The sequence below is a fragment of the Myroides sp. TSA_177.3 genome (assembly GCF_052691955.1).
In genome coordinates, this window is sequence record NZ_JBQZGD010000013.1 from 50,056 (window position 1) to 66,625 (window position 16,570).

19 protein-coding genes are annotated in these 16,570 nt (G+C 35.2%); 12 read left to right on the forward strand and 7 right to left on the reverse strand.

The annotated features are described in order from the left end of the window. Positions 1 to 5 precede the first annotated feature (5 nt). Positions 6 to 713, reverse strand: a complete 708-nt coding sequence (locus tag ACUTSE_RS12585) for an SDR family oxidoreductase (protein WP_445640474.1) — start codon at positions 711 to 713, stop codon at positions 6 to 8. A 294-nt stretch (positions 714 to 1,007) separates the two neighbouring features. Here ACUTSE_RS12585 and ACUTSE_RS12590 point away from each other — a divergent pair, with 294 nt between their 5' ends. The 6 genes from ACUTSE_RS12590 (at position 1,008) to ACUTSE_RS12615 (ending at position 5,901) form a co-directional block, all read left to right on the forward strand. After that, a complete protein-coding gene (locus ACUTSE_RS12590) occupies positions 1,008 to 2,066 on the forward strand; it encodes a 3-oxoacyl-ACP synthase III family protein (protein WP_445640475.1) in 1,059 nt (352 codons plus the stop codon). Positions 2,067 to 2,411: 345 nt separating this feature from the next. After that, positions 2,412 to 3,401, forward strand: coding sequence for a hypothetical protein (locus ACUTSE_RS12595; protein ID WP_445640476.1), 990 nt, complete (start codon positions 2,412 to 2,414; stop codon positions 3,399 to 3,401). 253 nt (positions 3,402 to 3,654) lie between these two features. Next, positions 3,655 to 4,467, forward strand: a complete 813-nt coding sequence (murQ, locus tag ACUTSE_RS12600) for an N-acetylmuramic acid 6-phosphate etherase (RefSeq protein ID WP_115091663.1) — start codon at positions 3,655 to 3,657, stop codon at positions 4,465 to 4,467. Between the two features lie 5 nt (positions 4,468 to 4,472). Then, positions 4,473 to 4,703 (forward strand): DUF6095 family protein, encoded by a 231-nt coding sequence (locus ACUTSE_RS12605; RefSeq protein ID WP_002985913.1) that lies wholly within the window; start codon positions 4,473 to 4,475, stop codon positions 4,701 to 4,703. A 7-nt stretch (positions 4,704 to 4,710) separates the two neighbouring features. Beyond that, complete coding sequence (locus ACUTSE_RS12610) at positions 4,711 to 5,094, forward strand: hypothetical protein (protein WP_002985915.1); 384 nt, start codon at positions 4,711 to 4,713, stop codon at positions 5,092 to 5,094. 12 nt (positions 5,095 to 5,106) lie between these two features. Beyond that, positions 5,107 to 5,901: a TerC family protein gene (locus ACUTSE_RS12615; RefSeq protein WP_445640477.1), complete on the forward strand. Its 795-nt coding sequence runs from the start codon at positions 5,107 to 5,109 to the stop codon at positions 5,899 to 5,901. 80 nt (positions 5,902 to 5,981) lie between these two features. On the opposite strand, the gene ACUTSE_RS12620 is transcribed toward ACUTSE_RS12615, so the two are convergent. Continuing rightward, entirely contained in the window at positions 5,982 to 6,674 is a 693-nt protein-coding gene (locus ACUTSE_RS12620; protein ID WP_445640478.1) for a TrmH family RNA methyltransferase, read from the reverse strand. Positions 6,675 to 6,716: 42 nt separating this feature from the next. Here ACUTSE_RS12620 and ACUTSE_RS12625 point away from each other — a divergent pair, with 42 nt between their 5' ends. Continuing rightward, complete coding sequence (locus ACUTSE_RS12625) at positions 6,717 to 7,418, forward strand: SIR2 family NAD-dependent protein deacylase (protein WP_002985921.1); 702 nt, start codon at positions 6,717 to 6,719, stop codon at positions 7,416 to 7,418. A gap of 25 nt (positions 7,419 to 7,443) precedes the next feature. On the opposite strand, the gene ACUTSE_RS12630 is transcribed toward ACUTSE_RS12625, so the two are convergent. From ACUTSE_RS12630 to ACUTSE_RS12645, 4 genes are all read right to left on the reverse strand, one after another. Then, the gene (locus tag ACUTSE_RS12630; RefSeq protein WP_445640479.1) at positions 7,444 to 8,013 is read right to left on the reverse strand and encodes a Crp/Fnr family transcriptional regulator; all 570 of its coding nucleotides are present in this window, start codon (positions 8,011 to 8,013) and stop codon (positions 7,444 to 7,446) included. 2 nt (positions 8,014 to 8,015) lie between these two features. Then, positions 8,016 to 8,438, reverse strand: coding sequence for an N-acetyltransferase (locus tag ACUTSE_RS12635; protein WP_445640480.1), 423 nt, complete (start codon positions 8,436 to 8,438; stop codon positions 8,016 to 8,018). Positions 8,439 to 8,825: 387 nt separating this feature from the next. Continuing rightward, positions 8,826 to 9,059, reverse strand: a complete 234-nt coding sequence (locus ACUTSE_RS12640; RefSeq protein WP_002985927.1) for a hypothetical protein — start codon at positions 9,057 to 9,059, stop codon at positions 8,826 to 8,828. Between the two features lie 6 nt (positions 9,060 to 9,065). Next, positions 9,066 to 10,226 (reverse strand): THUMP domain-containing class I SAM-dependent RNA methyltransferase, encoded by a 1,161-nt coding sequence (locus tag ACUTSE_RS12645; protein WP_445640481.1) that lies wholly within the window; start codon positions 10,224 to 10,226, stop codon positions 9,066 to 9,068. Between the two features lie 95 nt (positions 10,227 to 10,321). On the opposite strand from ACUTSE_RS12645, the gene ACUTSE_RS12650 reads away from it, so the two are divergent. The 4 genes from ACUTSE_RS12650 (at position 10,322) to ACUTSE_RS12665 (ending at position 13,272) form a co-directional block, all read left to right on the forward strand. Next, positions 10,322 to 11,053, forward strand: coding sequence for a class I SAM-dependent DNA methyltransferase (locus tag ACUTSE_RS12650; RefSeq protein ID WP_115090824.1), 732 nt, complete (start codon positions 10,322 to 10,324; stop codon positions 11,051 to 11,053). 4 nt (positions 11,054 to 11,057) lie between these two features. Continuing rightward, positions 11,058 to 11,780 carry a ZIP family metal transporter gene (locus ACUTSE_RS12655; RefSeq protein ID WP_002985933.1) on the forward strand — a complete coding sequence of 241 codons (723 nt, stop codon included), beginning with the start codon at positions 11,058 to 11,060 and terminating at the stop codon, positions 11,778 to 11,780. A 141-nt stretch (positions 11,781 to 11,921) separates the two neighbouring features. Continuing rightward, entirely contained in the window at positions 11,922 to 12,449 is a 528-nt protein-coding gene (locus ACUTSE_RS12660; protein ID WP_230847994.1) for a DUF6452 family protein, read from the forward strand. Then, positions 12,415 to 13,272 (forward strand): DUF6048 family protein, encoded by an 858-nt coding sequence (locus ACUTSE_RS12665; protein WP_445640482.1) that lies wholly within the window; start codon positions 12,415 to 12,417, stop codon positions 13,270 to 13,272. Before ACUTSE_RS12660 ends, ACUTSE_RS12665 begins: the two co-directional genes overlap by 35 nt. A gap of 82 nt (positions 13,273 to 13,354) precedes the next feature. On the opposite strand, the gene lpxD is transcribed toward ACUTSE_RS12665, so the two are convergent. Further along, positions 13,355 to 14,359: a UDP-3-O-(3-hydroxymyristoyl)glucosamine N-acyltransferase gene (lpxD, locus tag ACUTSE_RS12670; RefSeq protein WP_445640483.1), complete on the reverse strand. Its 1,005-nt coding sequence runs from the start codon at positions 14,357 to 14,359 to the stop codon at positions 13,355 to 13,357. 391 nt (positions 14,360 to 14,750) lie between these two features. Between lpxD and ACUTSE_RS12675 the strand changes: the two genes are divergently transcribed. Further along, on the forward strand, positions 14,751 to 16,436 hold the full coding sequence (locus ACUTSE_RS12675) for an acyl-CoA synthetase (RefSeq protein ID WP_445640484.1): 1,686 nt from the start codon (positions 14,751 to 14,753) through the stop codon (positions 16,434 to 16,436). The last annotated feature ends 134 nt before the right edge of the window (positions 16,437 to 16,570 follow it).

Consider the following 16,570-nt stretch of genomic DNA (forward strand, 5'->3'; position numbering starts at 1 on the left):
ATGGGTTAACTTGTTTTTAAAGGTCTAATTTCAATCTTACTTGGTAAAGCACGTGGATTCATTTTCAATAAATCGACCACTAATTCCCCAATATCTTCTGGTTGAATTTTCCATGCGTCTTTTTCATTGGGTTCATGGTTATTAAAATGACTGGTCACAGAACCAGGTAAAATAGTCGTTACTTTTACATCATGTGCTCTCAAATCAAGCATAGCTGCTTGTGTGAATCCTACCACACCAAATTTACTTGCATTGTACCCACTTCCTGTGGCGAAGAAATTAATCCCTGCTAAACTCGCTACACTGATGTAATATCCTTTATTTTGTTTCAATTGAGCGACACTCGCTTTCAATGTATGAAAAACTCCTGTTAGGTTGGTGTCTATCATGGTATTCCAATCTTCAATCGACAGCTCTTCAATCGAAGCAAAAATACCTACGCCTGCATTGGCGATCACCACATCTAAGCGCCCAAATTTTTCAACAATCTTAGCTACTGCTTGTACTTCATCTTCATATTGTGTTACATTAGAAGCAAGGGCTAAAACTTGATCCGTCGTTCCCAATTCGCGAGCTATTCGCTCTACTTCTTCTAAGGAACGACCAGAAATAGCCACTCGATATCCCGCTGCTAGTAATGCTTGTGCAATTCCTTTTCCTATACCTTTTGTACCTCCTGTAATATAAGCTACTTGCTCTTTTTTTGTTGCCATACTCCTCTTTAACTTTTAATTTTCACTAAATTAAAGAATTAAAAATACTTTTTCACTTATTATAGATTAATATATTAAAGAATAGAAAGCAATAACCATCACTAATCAAACGTTGTACATCTTATACCCTTCTCATTAACTGAATTTAAGCTATATTATGTATAATTTCACTTTTATTTAAGTGCTTGAAACAGGAGGTTTCTGTACCTTAGTAGTACAAATTATCTAAACTAATTCATCTAATCTCGGAGTAATTACAATACTATTCTTAATTACTTCAAAAAACGTTAAATTATGGCTGTTAAAATAAAAGGTTCAGGGAGTTATATTCCTACACAAGTTGTGACCAACAACGATTTTCATCAGTTCGACTTTCGCGATGAAAACGGTCAACCTTTGAAAGATTCCAACGAAAGAGTGGCAAAGAAGCTGGAGCAAATTACAGGTATCCAGGAAAGACGCTATATCACTTCTAACTTAACAACCACGGATATTGGTACCCTTGCTGCGCAACGTGCCATTGAAAATGCACAAATAGACATTGAAAAATTAGATTATATCATCTTTGCACATAATTTTGGGGATATGAAATACGGTACTGATCAATCGGATATCGTTCCCAGTTTAGCTGCACGCGTGAAGCACAACCTCAAAATTCAAAACCCCAATTGCGTTGCTTATGATGTGCTTTTTGGATGTCCAGGTTGGTTACAAGGTGTCATTCAAGCTTACGCTTATATGTCATTAGGTATTGCTAAATACTGTTTGGTTATCGGTGCAGAAACGTTATCTCGCGTGATTGATTTACACGATAGGGATTCTATGATTTACGCAGATGGTGCTGGTGCTACAGTATTAGAAGTAACGGATGAACCGGGGGGAATTATCGCAACAAAAAGCTGTAGTTTCACTGCAGATGAAGCTTATTATATTCACTTTGGTGAATCCTATAAAAAAGAACCAAAACAGGATACACGTTACATTAAGATGTTAGGCCGTAAAATCTATGAATTTGCCTTGACAGAAGTACCCAAAGCGATGAAAGCTTGTCTGGATGACAGTGGTGTAGACATCAATCAAATCAAAAAAATTATCATCCATCAGGCCAATGAGAAAATGGATGAAGCTATCGTTAAGCGCTTTTATGAGCTATACGACAAAAGCATGCCTGAACATATTATGCCGATGAATATTCAAAAATTAGGAAATAGCAGCGTAGCTACACTTCCTACATTATATGATATGATTGTCAATAAACAATTGGATAACCACAGTTTCGAAAAAGGGGATTATCTCTTGTTTGCTTCTGTTGGAGCAGGAATGAATATTAATGCATTTGTGTATCAAGTGTAATAGATAAATAACTTTTATTACAATATAGTAAGGGCGCATAATTATGCGCCCCTTTTTGTACTATTCACTCATTTTTCTCAAAACAACCTCATTTTCAACACAATCTAAAAAAACTTTTTTTTAACTTTTTACAAAACAATCTGTTAGCAAAAAACTCTTAGCTTTTACATTTATTTCTGTTTTTTACTTTTTTATTAAATTTATTTTAAACAATAACCACATTAACAAACTATCTTATACTAAAAAGTAATAATTTATTTTATTTTATACATAAAATTATATCTATGTTTGTCCTGAAAAAGAAAAGAAAATACAGTTTTAATTAATATCAAATAAATAAAAGCTATGAAAAAGAAATTTTTATTATGCACCCTAGCAGGGTTTTTACTTTTTAGTACAGCATCATGTAGTAGTGATGATTCCAACACAACAGAAATTGAGGAAGTTGAAGTTCCAAATACCCTAAAGGATAAATTCTTTGACATTGAAGGAGCTACTTTCAAGCCAGGAACTATTCAAGGGGGTGAAAAGGATGCTATTAATCAAATTAATGTCAATAATTTCGTTATCAACGGAGGAAAAGCTATTATGACGATTACAAGTACTGCAGAACTTCAATCGATTTTAATTGGTCTAAAAGGACATGATGGTTTTTATGAATTTAAAACAACTAATGAAAATCAAACAAGAGATCTACTCTATAGTTATGAGGTAGTTTTAGACTTATCTCAAAAACTAGATTTAGAAGTTTTTGAATTGCAAATTGTTGGCTACATCACAGATGGTACAAGAACAGTAGTCTACTACAGAGAATTCCAATTAATTCCAGCTGGTACTGGTGAATTGCAAATTTCACTATCATGGGATAAAGAAGATGATGTGGATTTACACTTAGTGAAAAAAGATAGCAATCGTATCTATTATGGAAACAAGCATTTATATAATTCAGAAGGGATTGAAATTGCAGAATTAGATATTGATTCCAATCCAGGTTGTCAATTGGATGGTATTAAAAACGAAAACATCTATTTTCATCAATTAGAAGATGGTGAATATGCCATTTATGTTGATTTATACAGCAAATGTACGAATGCAGAAGCAGGTAGTAAATATATTGTAAATGTAATAGTTGGAGGTACAAGTATTCGTTTATCCGACCATATGATGGGGAAATTCGCAGATGAAAATCCTGGAAGTGGTAACGACCCTAGCCAACATGTATTTATTGGAGCATTTTCAATTGTTGATGGACAATTTTCATCTGTTGTAGCATCGGAAAGAACGTCATTCACTGATACATTCCGCTTAAACGAAAGGTTAGTTTACAAAAAGTAGTACTTCAGTTTCAATATACTACTATGATTCTCCAAGTATAGTAGTACAATTGAATTGAATTTTAAAATATTTGTCTTTAATTTTCAATGATTTACGTCAAACGTCAGTAGAAAAGTCTATTTTTCTACTGGCGTTTTTTTGGCTTGATAAACAGAAAATTACGTTGCTAAAATAGAAAATGGAATTCCCTTTCAGCCATATTAAATCTAAACTATTTTGAGTATTTTTGTATCAACCCAAAAAAGCGATACCAGTGGATTTTATCAGAATTACGGAGCAATCTTCTACGTATGATCATTTAGAGCAAATGTCTGTTCAGGAGCTATTGACGAATATCAACAAAGAGGATCAGCTAGTTCCGTTAGCTGTTGAAAAGGCTATTCCTCAGATAGAAGTTGCCGTTCATAAAATTGTAGAGCAACTCAAAAAAGGGGGGCGTTTATTTTATCTTGGCGCGGGAACCTCAGGTCGATTAGGGATATTAGATGCTTCAGAATGCCCACCTACTTATGGTGTTTCTCCTGATTTAGTTATTGGATTAATTGCTGGTGGTGATCATGCTATTCGCCATGCAGTAGAAAATGCAGAAGATAACCCCAATCAAGGATGGGTGGATTTACAAGCTTATCAAATCAACGATAACGATTTCGTCGTTGGGATAGCAGCTTCTGGAACAACACCCTATGTCATCAAAGCTTTAGAAGCTTGTCAAGCCCATCAGATTCCAACGGCGTGTATCACGTGTAATCCCAATAGTCCTTTGAGTCAAGTAGCACAATACCCTATCGAAGTGATTGTAGGTCCAGAATTTGTCACAGGCAGTTCTCGCATGAAAGCTGGAACAGCTCAAAAATTGGTACTCAATATGATCTCTACCTCTACCATGATTCAACTGGGAAGGGTAAAAGGCAATCGCATGGTAGATATGAAAATGACCAATGCCAAATTAATTCAACGCGGTATTGCTATGCTACAGGAAGAATTACAAGTGAGTAAAGCAGAAGCTACTCAACTATTAAATCAATACAAAAGTGTCCGTTCGGCACTAGATCATTATAAATTATAAACAGTATGGAACCTCAAGGTACAAATCGAAAAGTATTACAAAAAGGAGTTAAATATCTTGCTATTACACTGCCTTTATTGTTTCTTGGCCCCATTGTAATTCACAGCTCGTTAAAAAACCAGGCTAATCCGTTTTTTATACCAGTCTTTGCATTAGGATGTATCATTTGTTTATCTTCTATGTTTTTACTTTTTAAAGGTATTAACACCATTATGAAATCATTATTTGGGAAATAATTATTCTATGAAAACTAAACTATTCTATCTTTTACCCTGCTTTGCCTTGTTTGCTTCATGCTATCAACAAGAGCGCAATTGCGCAAACTTCCGAACAGGAAAATTTGAGTTTGTTACCGAAATTGACGGTGTTGAAAAAAGATCCACTTTTATTCGTACAGCTGAATATGAAATAGAGGAATTTGAAGGGAGAGTTGACACCTCAAGTATTCGATGGATTAATGATTGTGAATTTATTTTACAAAAGAAAAATCCTAAAAACATGGCAGAGAAAAAAGCAGTGGGTATCAAAATTGTTACAACCGATGGCGATAGTTGCGTTTTTGAATATGGCTTAGTAGGTGACGCGAGAAAAGAGCGCGGAAACCTTAAAAAAATTGGAGAACTATAATCCTATCTCTATATGGAAATTTTTTTAACAGCTGACGCTATCGTAGCGTTTATTACATTAACCTTCTTAGAAATTGTTCTAGGAATTGACAACGTCATTTTTATTTCCATTGTGACGGGGAAACTCCCAGAAGAAAAAAGAAAAAAAGCGACTAAAATCGGTTTGTTTTTAGCGATGTTTATGCGAATAGGTTTGCTATTTGCTATCACGTGGCTAATCAAAATGAAAGCAACACTCTTTAGTGTCGATTGGGGTTGGTTCAGTGCTCATTTCAATGGCCAGGCTCTTATTTTATTAGCAGGAGGAATCTTTCTAATTTACAAGTCCACCAAAGAGATACACGAAAAAGTTGCCCATGTTCAGGTAGCAGAAGATGTTAGTTCTACGCCTAATGCTAAGCAAATTGCTACAAAATCATTTGGAAATATTCTCGTTCAAATCTTATTGATTGACTTGATTTTCTCTGTAGATAGTATCCTTACTGCTGTAGGTATGACCAATGGTCTGGAAGGTGCTTTGTACATTATGATTGCAGCAGTAATTGTTTCTGTAGCGGTTATGATGATTTTTGCTGTTCCTGTTGGAACCTTTGTCAACAATAACCCTTCGATTCAAATCTTAGCCCTATCGTTCCTTATTCTAATTGGATTTATGCTTACTACAGAAAGTATGCACTTATCTGACGCGAAATTAGCAGGACAAGATGTGGGTGCTGTTCCGAAAGGATACCTCTACTTTGCTATTGCCTTTTCACTTGTTGTGGAATTTATCAATATGCGAATCAGAAAAAGAGGAAATAAACAGTAGTGAAATATCAAATATCCTATAAAAAAAGGTTCAATCTTATCGATAAGATTGAACCTTTTTTTTAGGTATATATTTTAAGTTTACTCCTCTCCACTATTACTATTCTCCAAATAGCGTTCAGTCACAAAATCAATATCTTTAATAGATTTTCTAGCCCAATCGATTCGTTTTGCCAATAGTTCTTCTTCAGACAATTGCCATGGAATAGCTGATTCTCTTAATCGCGTAGATAAACTTTGAATGATTATAGCGGCAGAAACTGAGATATTCAAACTTTCGGTAAATCCGACCATTGGAATTGTAATATAGTCATCAGCTTGTTCAATAATTTCAGGCGACAATCCCGATTTTTCTGTACCAAAAAAGATAGCTACTGGTTCTGATAAATCAAATTTATCTAAACTTTGTGCAGTTCCATGTGGCGTTGTAGCAACTATTTTATATCCTTTTGCTTTAATTGCATCAATACTACCTTGTACAGAATTATACCGATGAATATCCACCCATTTCTCTGCTCCAAGTGCGATTTGCTTATCAATTCGCTTGCCAAATTTTTGCTCAATGACGTGAAGCCCTTGGACACCAAATACCTCACAACTACGCATAACAGCACTAGTATTATGCAATTGATAAACATCTTCTGCTACAACCGTTATATGGTTGGTTCGATTCGATAAAACTTCTTTGAATCGCTCCACTCGGTTCTCTGTCAAAAAAGTTTCTAAATAAGCTAAGTATTCAACGTCTTGAAATAGCTTGTTTGAAATATTCATTATATCTTTAGTTTTATTCAAAAATGCAAAGGTAAGAATATTATGGAAAAACGTTTAGTGGTGCTTTCAGGAGCGGGAATGAGTGCAGAAAGTGGAATCAAAACCTTTCGCGATGCTGATGGCTTATGGGAAGGTCACGATATTATGGAAGTTGCTTCTCCTATTGGTTGGGCAAAAAACAAAGAAATGGTTTTAAAGTTTTACAACGATCGACGTCGACAATTGCTGACGTGTGAACCAAATGCAGCTCATCGTGCTATTGCGGAATTGCAACAACACTTTAAAACCACTATCATTACTCAAAATGTCGATGATTTACACGAACGTGCAGGAAGTAAAGATGTTATTCACTTACACGGTGAATTACTCAAAGTGCGCAGCGAAGTAAATGAACAGCTGGTTTATTCTTGGACCACTGACTTAACCGCGTTGGATCACAATGAACACGGCCATGGTCTACGCCCACATATTGTGTGGTTTGGAGAAATGGTTCCAGAATTAGAACGCGCGATTCCTTATGTTGAAGAAGCGGATGTGATTTTAATTATTGGAACTTCCTTGCAAGTATATCCTGCAGCTTCCTTGCTTGATTTTGCAAAACCAGATGTTTTAGTTTACTACATTGATTTGCATCCTGCTTCTACTAAACACTTCCATCACAAGATTGAAGTCATTGCAGAAAAAGCATCGGTAGGCATGCAACAGATTCACGAATCTTTAATTGAATTTAGTCAAATGATATAATAAAAGCGGTTGTACAACCGCTTTTCTATTTTATTCTCGCTCGAATTCTACTCAATGAAATGGGAGATATACCAATATAGGAGGCAATCTGTTTCAATGGAACCCGTTGAAAGAGTGTTTTATCATATTTCATTAACTGCAAATAACGATCTTCTGGCGTTAAGACTAACATATCAATCAATTGCTTTTGTGTTTTGATGGCGTTGAGTTCTGTAAATTGTCGTGCCCAATTACATATTTCAATAGATTCATAAAAAAGCTGCTTCATTGCCACGAGATCAATCTGATAAAGAATTGCATCTTCTAGCAACTCAAAACGCTCATAACTTGGAGCTTGATAAAAATAGCCCAAAGAAGTACTTAAAATATCTTTTTCTCGAGCAAATTCGAATGTCATTTCTTTATCCTCTGTCGTAATAAAGATGCGTACAATGCCTTTTTTAATGAGATACGCATGCTTTATACCTTCTTTATCCTCCAACAGCCGATAACCTTTAGGTAAAACGATAGGTGTAAGTGTTTGCTCAATTAAAGCTACGCTAACATCACTTAATTCTTCTTCTAAAGGTAAATCTGTTCGGTGAAAGGATATCATTTCTATTTATATTCCATCACAACTTCTCGTTCTCCAGTTGATTCATCAATTTTTTCTTCTACGACTACAAACCCTTCCTTTTCATAAAAGGCAATAGAATTGATATTTTTCACATAAACCCCCAGCTCTAGAGTCGAACGTTTTTGTTTAATAAATTGCATCAATTCCTTCCCTATTCCCTTTCCTTGTTCACTTGGAGCAACGAATATCGCTGCGATATAATTCTCTATCAAAGATACAAAACCCACAATATGTTTCTCCTTTTCATATACATAAGTTTCACTATTGGGAATATAAATCTGCTCCATATCAGCCTTTTTCTCTTGCCAATAACTTGCTTCAATAAAATCATGAGCTATCACCGAAGCTTCATACCAAAGCTCAACCACTTCTTTGCTGTCTTCAGCTGTAAATAATCGTATCATTTCCTTTTTTTTACACCACAAAAGTAGACAAGTCTAAGTAGATTTTCCTTTACTTAAGTTAAGAAGTATTTTAACAATTGGGAGGGGGTTTGTGAGGGGGCTTTTTGTGAGGTTTGTGCTTTGTGAGATTTGTTTTTTGTGAGATTTGTTTTTTGTGAGGTTTGTGAAGTTGTAAGATTTATCGATTAATGAAGAAATGCTGTTTTTATGAGGTTTGCCCAGACTTTTTATCTAGTTACTTGGCAAATTGCCATTTGCCACTACGGGGTTTTACATCACACCACCTCATCGTCTCACCTTCTCATCATCTCATCTTCTCTCTTTTCTTCTTTCCCCCTTAACTCTCAACCCACAAAAAAAAGGAAGCACTACGCTTCCTTTTTTTTATTAGTTCAAGACTTTTACGCCTTTTAGAAAAATCCATTTCACACAGATTTTATCTCCTTCATCTGTTTTAAAAACTTTAAATTGTGGAGCAAAAACAGTTGCTACAATAGCACTAACAATGGGTAGCCATATACCCGATAAATCGGTAAAATACGCCAAACCAGTTCGTGCTAAAAGAAACAGTACGGCAAAGCTCACAAATTGAAACAATATTGTTTTAGTTCCTACACTCATCGTTTTTTAATTTTGATTCATATATTTTCCCTTTTTACTTCCTTCATAGAGTTCGTATTTAGCTAAACGTGCCTCTAATTTACCATTAAATAATTTAATTTTTCTTGAAGGGCGTAAACCAACATATTTTAAAGCTTCAATATTAGCGGTAATGAACCAAGCATCTGTTCCTGGATACCCTTGTTTTAAAGTATCTCCGATTTCGCGGTAAAAACGTTCTAAATTAATATCTAAACGTTCTCCATATGGTGGGTTAAACACCATATGTAAAGGTCCTTCTACCTCTTTTGAAGTCTCAAAAAAGTTTAGGTTTTCTATCTTAATGTATTCTTCTAAATTTGCATTACGAGCGTTATCTTGGGCTTTCATTACTGCAGAAGGTGCTTTATCATACCCTTGAATCGTATAATGAAATTCGCGTACGCGTTTAAGCAGTGAACTTTGAATGACCTCAAATAGATCTGCATCCCAATCATTCCAACGTTCGAAAGCAAATTCTTTTCGGTTGATATTCGCCGGAATATTACATGCAATCATGGCTGCTTCGATTAACAAAGTTCCTGAACCACACATAGGGTCCATGAAGTGGCTTCTTCCATCCCACCCAGATAACAACAACATTCCCGCTGCTAATACCTCGTTAATTGGTGCAATATTAGTTGCTGTTTTATATCCTCTTTGGTGTAAAGAAGCACCCGAAGAATCTAGTGAAACCGTACATAAATCACGTTGAATATGCACATTAATACGCAAATCTGGGAAATCTTTATCTACATTCGGACGCTTGTCAAATTTATCTCTAAACTGATCGACAATAGCATCTTTTGCTTTTAATGATACGAATAAACTGTTGTTAAACTGATCCGAAAACACGGTTGAATCAATCACAAACGACTGATGTGCACCGATATATTTACTCCAATCAATACTTTGAATTCCTTTATAAAGATTACTTTCGTTATAAACAGCAAATTGTTTAATTGGAACTAAGATTTTCAAAGCGGTACGCAAAGCTAAATTCGCTTTGTATAAAAATCCTTTATCTCCTTCGAAACTCACCATACGAGTTCCTTCCTTCACTTTCGTTGCTCCTAAAAGCTGTAGTTCTTTCGCTAAAACCTCTTCTAAACCGAAAAGCGTTTTAGCTACCATTTTAAAATTTTCCATTTTTTTATATCGCTATAAGGAATAATTGTATTCGTTATCCAAATGTGCAAAAATAAAGTAAATTTGCAAGCTAATAAAAGATTTAAATTAAAACTATGTCTGAACAGAAGAAAGCTTGGTATGCATCGTGGTTTGATACCCCTTATTATCACATTTTATATAAGGATAGAGATTATGATGAAGCACAACTTTTTATAGATAACCTTACCCATTATTTAAACTTATCCGAAAATTCTAAAGTTTTAGATTTAGCCTGTGGTAAAGGCCGTCACGCCATTTACCTTAACAGCTTAGGTTATGATGTGGTAGGCGCAGATTTATCTGCAAACAGTATTGAAGCAGCTAAAGTAGCGGAAAATGACACGCTTCATTTTGAGGTACACGATATGCGTGAGCCTTTAGAAAATAAATACGAAGCTATTTTTAACTTATTCACAAGTTTTGGTTATTTTAGTAATCCAGAAGATAACACCAAAGCATTAAAAGCCATGCATGATAGCTTATCCGATTATGGATTAGCTGTAATTGACTTTATGAATGTAAACAAAGTAATTGCTAATTTAGTTCCATCTGAGATTAAAACAGTTGATGGTATTGAATTTCACATTGAACGCAGAGTAGAAAACGGGTATATCATCAAAGATATTCGCTTTCAAGCCGATGGAGAAGATCACGCTTATTCAGAGCGTGTGAAAGCTTTTACTTTAGAAGACTTTGAGCAAATGATGAATGAAAATGAAATTTATTTACTTGATGTTTTTGGTGATTATAAATTAAGAAAATTCTATCCAAACGAATCTGATCGATTAATCATGATCTTTAAATAAGCCGATGGCGTATATCGTACCTTTACTAGCTGTAATTATTGGATATTTAATTGCACTACTCATTCAACCCAAGAACAAAAAACACATCAAATTATTGATGGCGTTTAGTGGTTCTTTTTTACTAACGATAACAGTGACTCATTTATTACCTGATGTCTATCAGGCTGCTATTGGTCATCTCGTTATGGAAGGAGATCACGTACATGATCATGATCACAGTGGCGCAGGGAGAATTGGATTTTTCATCATGGCAGGTATTGTGTTTCAGATTATCCTAGAATATTTTTCTAAAGGTGCTGAACATGGACATGTTCATGGACATGAAAAACTAGAACGCATCCCTTGGTTGTTGTTTATCAGTTTGTGTATCCACGCTTTGTTTGAAGGAATGCCTATCAGTCAACACAGTGAGTTGGCCTTAGGAATTGGAATTCATCATTTACCGATTGCCATTATTCTAACGGCTTTTTTCATCAATGCCCAAATGAATAAAAAAATGGTTTTTGTGTTTATGATGTTGTTTTCCATTATGACACCTTTAGGTACTTTAATTTCAAGTAATGTTCCTATTTTGAGCACGTACTATGCAGAAATTTCAGCTGTTGTAGTTGGAATTTTATTCCATATCTCCTCTACTATTATTTTTGAAAGTAACGAAGACCACAAATTCAATATCAATAAATTAATAGCCATATTACTCGGTGTAGTTGCCGCTTATTTCATTTAAAGAATCAGAAGCTGTCTTCTGATTCTTTAAATGAAATCATTTTATTCCTACTTATTTGCAAAACCAATCTTAAGAATATAAATCGTTTGGTTTGTTTTTAGTATTTTTGGTGCTATTACTATTCGTTAGACTTATTCCTTTATGAAAAAAATAATGGTTATCGCCTCTTTTCTATGCCTTGCTACTCTTGCATTTGTAGCTTGTGAGAAAGATGATATATGTGGCAAGGAAGAACCAACAACTCCTAATTATAAAATTCAATTCTTCAACTATGAAGATCAAGAAGTTGCCAAAAATGGTTTAGTTGAGGCCTATGCAATAGGTATTCCAGATACCATTCGCAGTACGGGGAATACGTTATTATTGCCCCTTCGTCTGGATCAGCCAGCAACTGATTGGGTACTGCAAATTCAAGAAGTAAAAGGAAAAGAAACGCTGATTATTCGCGATACGCTTTCCTTGAAATACAGAGTGAACACGCGTTACTTGAATAAAGCTTGTGGTTATATTTCTACTTTTTCTTTACTTCAAGATGGTACTTCTCCACTCTTAAATGGCCAAGCCAATGTAACAAAAGGGAATTGGATTAAACTTTATAGAACTGAAACGAACGAAATCGAAAACAATTTAGAAAATGAAAATGACGCCCATTTTAAAGTATATTACTAGTGGTATAATTCTATTGTTTTCAGTTGTAAGTTTAGCCCAAAAGAAAACGGAAGAAACCACAGAAAAAACGACGACACATATGGCACCTCAAGTGCCACCAAAATACCCTCAACGTTACGGTTTACGCTTAGGTGCGGATTTATTTAGAATCACTCGTTCCATGTATGATAAAACCTACAATGGATTTGAAGTTGTTGGAGATTATCGATTGACTAAAAAGTTATTTGCCGTGGCTGAATTAGGTCATGACAAATTGAATAAAACGGAGAGTACCTATGGTTATACCACCAATGGAACTTACCTTCGTATTGGGGTTGATTACAACCTCCATGAGAACTGGTTGGATCGTGAGGACCAAATATACGTAGGGGGACGTTATGGTTTTTCTACTTTTTCTCAGAACTTAGATTGGTATAAACCATATACAACCAATCCTTATTTTGAGAATCCTGCGATTCCAGTAAATAAAAAATACAGTGGTTTATCTGCACATTGGATAGAATTTGTTGCAGGAGTAAAAACGAGAGTATTCAACAATGTTTTTATGGGATTCAGTCTTCGTTTAACGGGCTTAATTTCTCAAAAACAACCTGATGATTTTGAAAACCTCTATATTCCGGGATATAATAGGAAGTATAGTGGAGCCATTGGAGTTGGTTTTAATTATACTGTGAGTTACTTCATCCCACTTTATAAATCAAATAAAAAGGCTTTTACTATTCCAGAAAAAGACACAAAATATGACTTAGAAGGAAATAAGATTGAATCAGAAGATTTGAAAATGATTCATGAAAATAAGCAAAAAGCTGGAGAAGAATTATAAAAAAAAGCCTTGTGAATTCACAAGGCTTTTTTTATACTATTTTGTCTTTATCACTTTACAAAAATCAAATGATGCAAACGACCTATGATCCTTTTGTATTGTAACTTTTTACTAATTGCTTCAAGAAGGCCCATTGTTTTAAGGTTGTTTTAGCTTCTAAAGCTGGATATCCTAAAACGGTTTTTCCTGCTTCTACGTCACCTGTTACACCAGATCCTGCTCCTACTACAACACCATCTCCTAATGTAACGTGGTCTTTGATTGAAGCACTTCCGCCAATCACTACGAAATTACCCAAGGTTACAGACCCTGCTAATCCGCTATTACCCGCCATGATACAACATTTACCAAGGACCGAATTATGCCCAATTTGAACTAAATTATCTATTTTACAACCATCTCCAATGATCGTTGCACTAAACTTACCGCGATCTACACAAGAATTCGCTCCAATCTCCACATGATTACCAATCTCCACATGACCAATTTGAGGAATTTTAACCAACCCTTTTTCAGAAGGGCAAAAACCAAATCCATCTGCTCCTAAAACAGCATTTGGATGAATAATACAATGATGCCCAATTTGAGTACGCTCACGAACGATTACTCCAGACCATAAAACGGTATTATCTCCAATAACAGCATGGTCTAAAATCGTCACATTAGGATATACCACAACATTTTTTCCAATAATTACATGCTCTCCAATATAAGATCCTGCTCCAATTTGCGCTCCCTCTCCAATTTGTGCAGTAGCATCAACATTGGCTCTTGGGTGAACTCCCTCTTTTACATGAGGTAATTTAGGTGCAAAAAAAGCAAGTAATTGAGACATCGCTAAATCGACATTATCAACCTTAATAAACGCTCGATCGTCTCCAGGTACAATGGAAATATCACGATTCACAATGGCGATACTCGCTTTGGAATTCGCCCATAGGCGTTCATATTTTTTATTTCCGATAAAGGAAATTTGACCATCTTGTGCTTTGTCTAACTGTTCCGCTGCGTGAATTTGTTTTACTGTTGTTCCTATTATGCTTCCATTAAGAATATCATTTATTTCATTTAAGGAGTATGTCTTCATAATAACATTTAGTTTCTTGGTTTGTACCAAAGAAAACGAAAATTTATTAATCATATTGCAACGAAATGTTATTTTATTTTAAAAAAATACATAATAAGGGTATTTTATTTGAAAAATGAACAAAAACCCCACATAACATACAGCAATAAATACTTTGTTTTATTAGAAATTAAAACTGTATTTTCTACTTTTTAACAGACTATATTCAATAGTTATTTGTTTTATATCCTTTTACTGTTTTTAATTAAAAAATAACTACCCCTACTAAAATTACATACTCTTTTCTATTTTTTTATCCCCCTCACCTGCTAAAAAGTAAAAATCAACTCGTTCATCGTCCTAATTTTCAATCCTTTTGTGTATCTTATACTACCACAAAAAACAACCAAACATGAAAAATTTATTTAAAAGCATTGGAAACTTCATTGCCGAAGAGAATTTTAATGCTTTACACGACCTACAGGTAGAGAAACCTGTATATTTTAATTGGGTAACCGAAATATTTGAAGGGATTAACGTCAAAGAGCATCCCGATAAAACTGCGCTCCTTTGGACTGATGGTACAAAAACAGAGCATTACACCTTTCAAACCCTTTACAACCGGTACAATCAATTGCTAAATTTCCTTCGTCAAAAAGGAATTCAACAACAAGATGTAATTCTCACTCAAATGATGTTACAACGCATCAATTGGGTCACTCATCTTGCAGCAATTAAAGGAGGATATCGTTTATCACCTGCTGCGAGTATTCTGGGTGTAAATGATTTGAAATATCGCTTTGAGAAGATTATGCCTAAAGTTATCCTTGCAGATGCGGATAATGTGGAAAAAATTGATGAAGCTGAAAAAGCGGCAAACCTCAACATTCCGATTAAAATCATTATCGATGGACATCGCGAGGGGTGGTATCCTTTATCTGTTCTAGACGAGCAAGATACTGAAGCCGAAGCAGCTCAAACCAAACCTGATGATAACCTCTTCTTATTTTTTACTTCTGGAACTACAGGCATGCCCAAAATTGTATGTCATACTCAATTGAGCTATCCTATCGGAAATCTAACTACTGCTGCTTGGATTGGGCTCAAAAAAGAGGATATTCACTATAATATTTCCCAACCTGGATGGGCTAAATTTGCGTGGAGTAGTTTATTTGCTCCGTGGAATGTCGGGGCTACGATTTTTGCCTATCACACGAAAGAGCGTTTCAATGCGGCTAAAACACTTTCTTTAATTGAAAAGCACAAAATTACTACACTTTGTGCGCCTCCTACTGTGCTCCGCTTCTTTATTCAGGAAGACTTATCCGCTTACCAATTTAGCTTGCGCCAATGTGTAGCTGCAGGTGAACCTTTAAATCCTGAAATTATTGAAGAGTGGTATGAAGCAACAGGACTATATATTAGAGATGGATTTGGTCAAACGGAAAGTACGTGTATGGTTGCCAATTATCCTAATGCAACACTGAAATATGGTTCCATGGGGAAACCTACTTTTTTATATGATATAATCATTGCTGATGATGAGGGACGAGAGCTCCCTACGAATGAAGAAGGAAATATCTGTGTCAAAACAGATACAAAAAAGATCAACGGAATTTTCAAGGAATACATGTATGATAAAGAACGTCAAAAGCAGGTATTCAAAAATGGGGTTTATTTCACTGGAGATAAGGCCTACAAAGATGAGGATGGCTATATCTGGTTTATTGGTCGCGATGACGATGTAATTAAAGCATCCGATTACCGCATTGGCCCATTTGAGGTAGAGAGTGTTTTACTTGAACACCCTGCTGTAATCGAATCTGCTGTTGTAGCAAGTCCACATGAAGTCAAGGGATTTGAAGTTAAAGCTTTTGTCATTATCAAAGATATTCAACAAGCTAATGCAGTACTAGCACAGGAGTTATTTCAATTTTCCCGTCAACATCTCGCTCCATATAAAATGCCGCGTAGAATAGAATTTGTAACTGAATTACCCAAAACAATTAGCGGTAAAATTAAACGAGTAGAACTACGTGCTTTGCAAGCTGAACGCATCGCTAAGAAAATTGATGTGCCTTTGGAGTTTGTTTATTAATGGGAAGAAGGTGGTTAGGAGTTATGGGTTATGGGATGTGAGTTATGGGTTATGCGGCGGGGACTTAACCCTTAACCCTTAACCCTTAACCCTTAACCCTTAACCCTTAACCCCTATTTAAACTTAATATAAAC